This window comes from Phycicoccus flavus (assembly GCF_004025965.2).
GTDB classification, from domain to species: domain Bacteria; phylum Actinomycetota; class Actinomycetes; order Actinomycetales; family Dermatophilaceae; genus Phycicoccus; species Phycicoccus flavus.
This window is the reverse complement of record NZ_SAYU02000131.1, coordinates 1-3,518: the sequence shown is the minus strand read 5'-3', so window position 1 is coordinate 3,518 and position 3,518 is coordinate 1. Positions and strand designations below refer to the sequence as shown.

The 3,518-nt window shown below is 73.6% G+C and carries 3 protein-coding genes, 1 tRNA gene and 1 pseudogene; 2 read left to right on the top strand and 3 right to left on the bottom strand.

Features of this window, described 5'->3' with window-relative positions; translation table 11 throughout:
* Positions 1–971 (top strand): GlxA family transcriptional regulator (locus EPD83_RS20040; protein ID WP_205859646.1); only part of this gene is annotated, 971 nt, incomplete at its 5' end.
* Between the two features lie 288 nt (positions 972–1,259).
* On the opposite strand, the pseudogene EPD83_RS20035 reads toward EPD83_RS20040, so the two are convergent.
* From EPD83_RS20035 to EPD83_RS20025, 3 genes and pseudogenes are all read right to left on the bottom strand, one after another.
* Positions 1,260–2,284 (bottom strand): annotated as a pseudogene (locus tag EPD83_RS20035) (aldo/keto reductase).
* A gap of 111 nt (positions 2,285–2,395) precedes the next feature.
* The gene (locus EPD83_RS20500; protein ID WP_205859645.1) at positions 2,396–2,629 is read right to left on the bottom strand and encodes a hypothetical protein; all 234 of its coding nucleotides are present in this window, start codon (positions 2,627–2,629) and stop codon (positions 2,396–2,398) included.
* Positions 2,630–2,765: 136 nt separating this feature from the next.
* Positions 2,766–2,837 (bottom strand) — tRNA-Arg (locus tag EPD83_RS20025).
* 87 nt (positions 2,838–2,924) lie between these two features.
* On the opposite strand from EPD83_RS20025, the gene EPD83_RS20020 reads away from it, so the two are divergent.
* A partial coding sequence (locus tag EPD83_RS20020; protein WP_205859644.1) for a hypothetical protein occupies positions 2,925–3,518 on the top strand: 594 nt, incomplete at its 3' end.

Sequence of the window (3,518 nt, the reverse complement as noted above, 5' to 3'; positions counted from 1 at the left end):
TGGCGATCGTCCTCGTCGACGGGGTGGCGGACTCGGGCCTCGGCCTCCTCCTCGACGTCCTCACGGCGGCGAACCTCCTGCGGGACCGGGTCGACGGGCACATCGACCCCTTCGAGGTGTCGTTGCGGGCGACGACGCCGCGGGTCCGGACCGGGTACGGCCTCGGCGCGGCCGCCGAACCGCTCGAGGCCTGCCTCGAGGACCCCCCGGACCAGCTCCTCGTGCCCGGCCTGGGCCTGGTCGGCGCCGAGGAGGTCGTCGGGGCGGTGCGCGACAGTGCGGCGGTGTCGGTGGTGCGCGAGCTGCACGAGAGGGGTACGGCGGTCTCGGCCGCCTGCAGCGGCACCTTCGTCCTGGCCGAGGGCGGGGTCCTGGACGGCAGGGCCGCGACCACGAGCTGGTGGCTGGGTCCGACGTTCCGGCGGCGCTACCCCGGGGTCGACCTCGACGAGACCCGGTCGCTCGTCATCGCCGACACCGTGACCACCGCGGGCGCGGCCTTGGCGCACCTCGACCTGGCCCTGTCGCTGGTGCGGCGGGTCAGTCCCTGGCTGAGCGAGGCGGTCGGGGACTACCTGGCCGTCGGCGACCGCCCCCAGCAGGCCGCGCTGGTGCGCCCGAGCCTCCTGCCGGAGACCGACCCGACGCTGGCGGCGTTCGACCGGGCCGTCCGCGAGCAGCTGGCGCGCCCCCTCGACATCGGGGCTATCGCCGTCGGGCTGGGCGTCAGCCAGCGGACCCTCCAGCGACTGACGGCCACCGTGCTCGGGACGACGCCGGTCCGGTACGTGCAGCAGGTGCGCCTCGAACGCGCGGTCGACCTGTTGCGCACGACCGACCTCAGCACGGCTGCCGTGGCCCGGGCCGTGGGCTACCGCGACGCGACGTCACTCATCACCCTCCTGCGCCGTCGCCACGGGGCGACCCCCGAGGAGATCCGGCGCCGCCGCGCGACGAGCAGCCCGGCCTGAGAGCCGTCGCGGGTGGGTGTGCACGCGGACGCTGAACCCTTGCTGCCGGACGACGGCCGCCCACTCGGCCTCGACCGGGAGGCGAGGGTCCCGGCGCGCCGCGCGTTCCGGGTGTCCACGGTGACGGCGGTGCCGGGCTCGAGGGCCTGGCATGCCCCTCGGCGCGCCGGACGCCCGGGACCCGCCGCCGCCGGCGTCCCGGCCCGGTGGCGGCACCGAGGCACCGAGACGGCTGCGGACCGGCATCGCCGCGCCGTCACGGGTCGTCGGACCGGAGGACCCCGCCGCTCACAACGCCATGCCGGGCACCCGGCGGCGGATGGCCTCGAGCTCGGCCTCGTCGGAGACGCCCTGCCAGTCGTGGCGCGGGGTGTACGGACCCTCCAGGGCCTGGACGTCCTCGTCCGTGAGCTCGAGGTCCAGGGAGGCGACGGCGTCGTCGATCTGCTCGATGGTGCCGGCCCCCCACCAGGGGGGCGGTGACCACCGGCTGCCGGTGCAGCCAGGCGAGCGCGACCTGGGCGCGGCTGACGTGGTGGGCCTCGGCGACCCGGCCGACGGCGTCGACGATGGCACGGTTGGACGCTTCCTGCTCGGGGGAGTACAGGGTGTCCGCGTAGGCGCCGTCCGTCTCGGAGCGCGTGGTGGAGCGGGCGTCGTCCCAGGAGCGGGCGAGCCGACCGCGCGCCAGGGGGGACCAGACGATCGTGCCGACGCCGTTGTCGAGGGCCAGCGGGATCATCTCGCGCTCCTCCTCACGGGCGAGGAGGTTGTAGTGGTTCTGCATCGACACGAACCGCGACCAGCCGTGCATCTGCTGCAGGTGCAGAGCCCTGGCGAACTCCCAGGCTTGCATGGACGAGGCGCCGAGGTAGCGGACCTTGCCGGACTTGACGACGTCGTGGAGGGCCTCGAGGGTCTCCTCCCACGGCGTGGTGTGGTCGTTGCGATGGATCTGGTAGAGGTCGATGTAGTCGGTGACCAGCCGCTGCAGCGAGTGGTCGACCTCCTGCATGATCGCCTTGCGACAGACCCCGGCCGTTGGGGCCCGTGCGCATCGGGTGGCGCAGCTTGGTCGCGACGACGACCGCGTCACGGTCGGCGTAGTCCTTCAGTGCCCGCCCGAGGATCTCCTCGCTGGACCCGAGGGAGTAGAGGTTGGCGGTGTCGAAGAAGGTGATCCCCGCCTCCAGGGCGTGCTTGATGAGAGGACGCGCCTCGTCCTCACCCCTGGACCAGACGGGATGACCGCGGTCCGGCTCGCCGTAGGTCATGGCCCCGATGGCGATGGGGGTGACCTCGAGGCCACTCATCGGTTGTGGAGTGAGCTACCTCGCGAGGGTCGACGGCGTGTGAGCACGTCGTCCGTGCCGGGTCGAGAGGTTCCCGCCGGCCGACGGCCTGCCGGGCTGAGCCGACGGCGACTACCAGGCGCGGCCCTCGAGGTCGATGTGGGCCCGCTCTCGCGGTGGGCGCCACTGTTGAAGCGAGATCAGTCGGCGCTCCTCGGCCAGCCAGTCCTGGGCGTCACCTGTGGTCTGGAACGTCTTTGGTCCGATGTGGCGGACCATGTCCGGTCCGAGGTAGCGCGCCTGCCAGCGCCCGGAAGGCAGCTTGCGGGTGTTTCCGGAGCCGTTGCGTCCAGACTTCGCTCTCACGCTCTCGGACGTGGGCTGTCGGCGTGCCACGACGTGCCCGAAGCGTGCCACAACAGAGGGTCTCGGCGACCATGTCTGACCACTTGTGGATGACGCCTTGCTCCGTGAAGAGCCTGATTGCAGCGGGTTTCGTGCGTGCCCCCGGCAGGATTCGAACCTGCGACACCTTCTTTAGGAGAGAAGTGCTCTTCCCCTGAGCTACGAGGGCGGGAAAGACCGCCGACCAGACTACGGGAGGTGTCGAGGGGGGTCCGCGCCGCCGAGCCGGCGGCGTGCCGGACGGTAGGTTGGCCGGATGCGCCTGCCCTCCGTGCCCGGTCCGCGCGACGTCGTCGACGCGGTGTCCCGCACCGGCGACGCCGCCGAGTCCCTCCTGGCCGCCGTCCCCCGGGTCGTGGGCCTCCTCGGGGAGGCCGAGCAGCTGGTCGGCGACGCCCGGGCGCTCGTCCGGCGCATCGACCGCACCCGGGTGGCGGCCGACGAGGTCGTCGCTCGCACCGCGGCCACCGTCGACGCCGCGGAGGCCGTGCTCGTGCGCACCGCCTCGACCGTCGACACCGCCGAGGTGACGCTGGCCCGCACACTCGCCACCGTCGAGGCCGCGGAGGCGGTCCTCGCGCGCACGGTCGCGACGGTCGAGGCCGCGGAGGCGGTGTTGGCCCGGACGTCCGGCACGGTCGACGCCGCCGACGTCCTGCTCGTCCGCACCGGGGGGACCGTCGACGCCGCGGAGGGCCTCCTCGCCCGCACCGGGGGAACCGTCGACGCCGCCGACGGTCTGCTGGGACGCACGACCTCGACCGTCGACTCCGCCGAGGCGCTCGTGGCCCGCACGACGTCCACCGTCGACACCGCCGAGGCCCTCGTCGCCCGCACGAGCGGCGCCGTC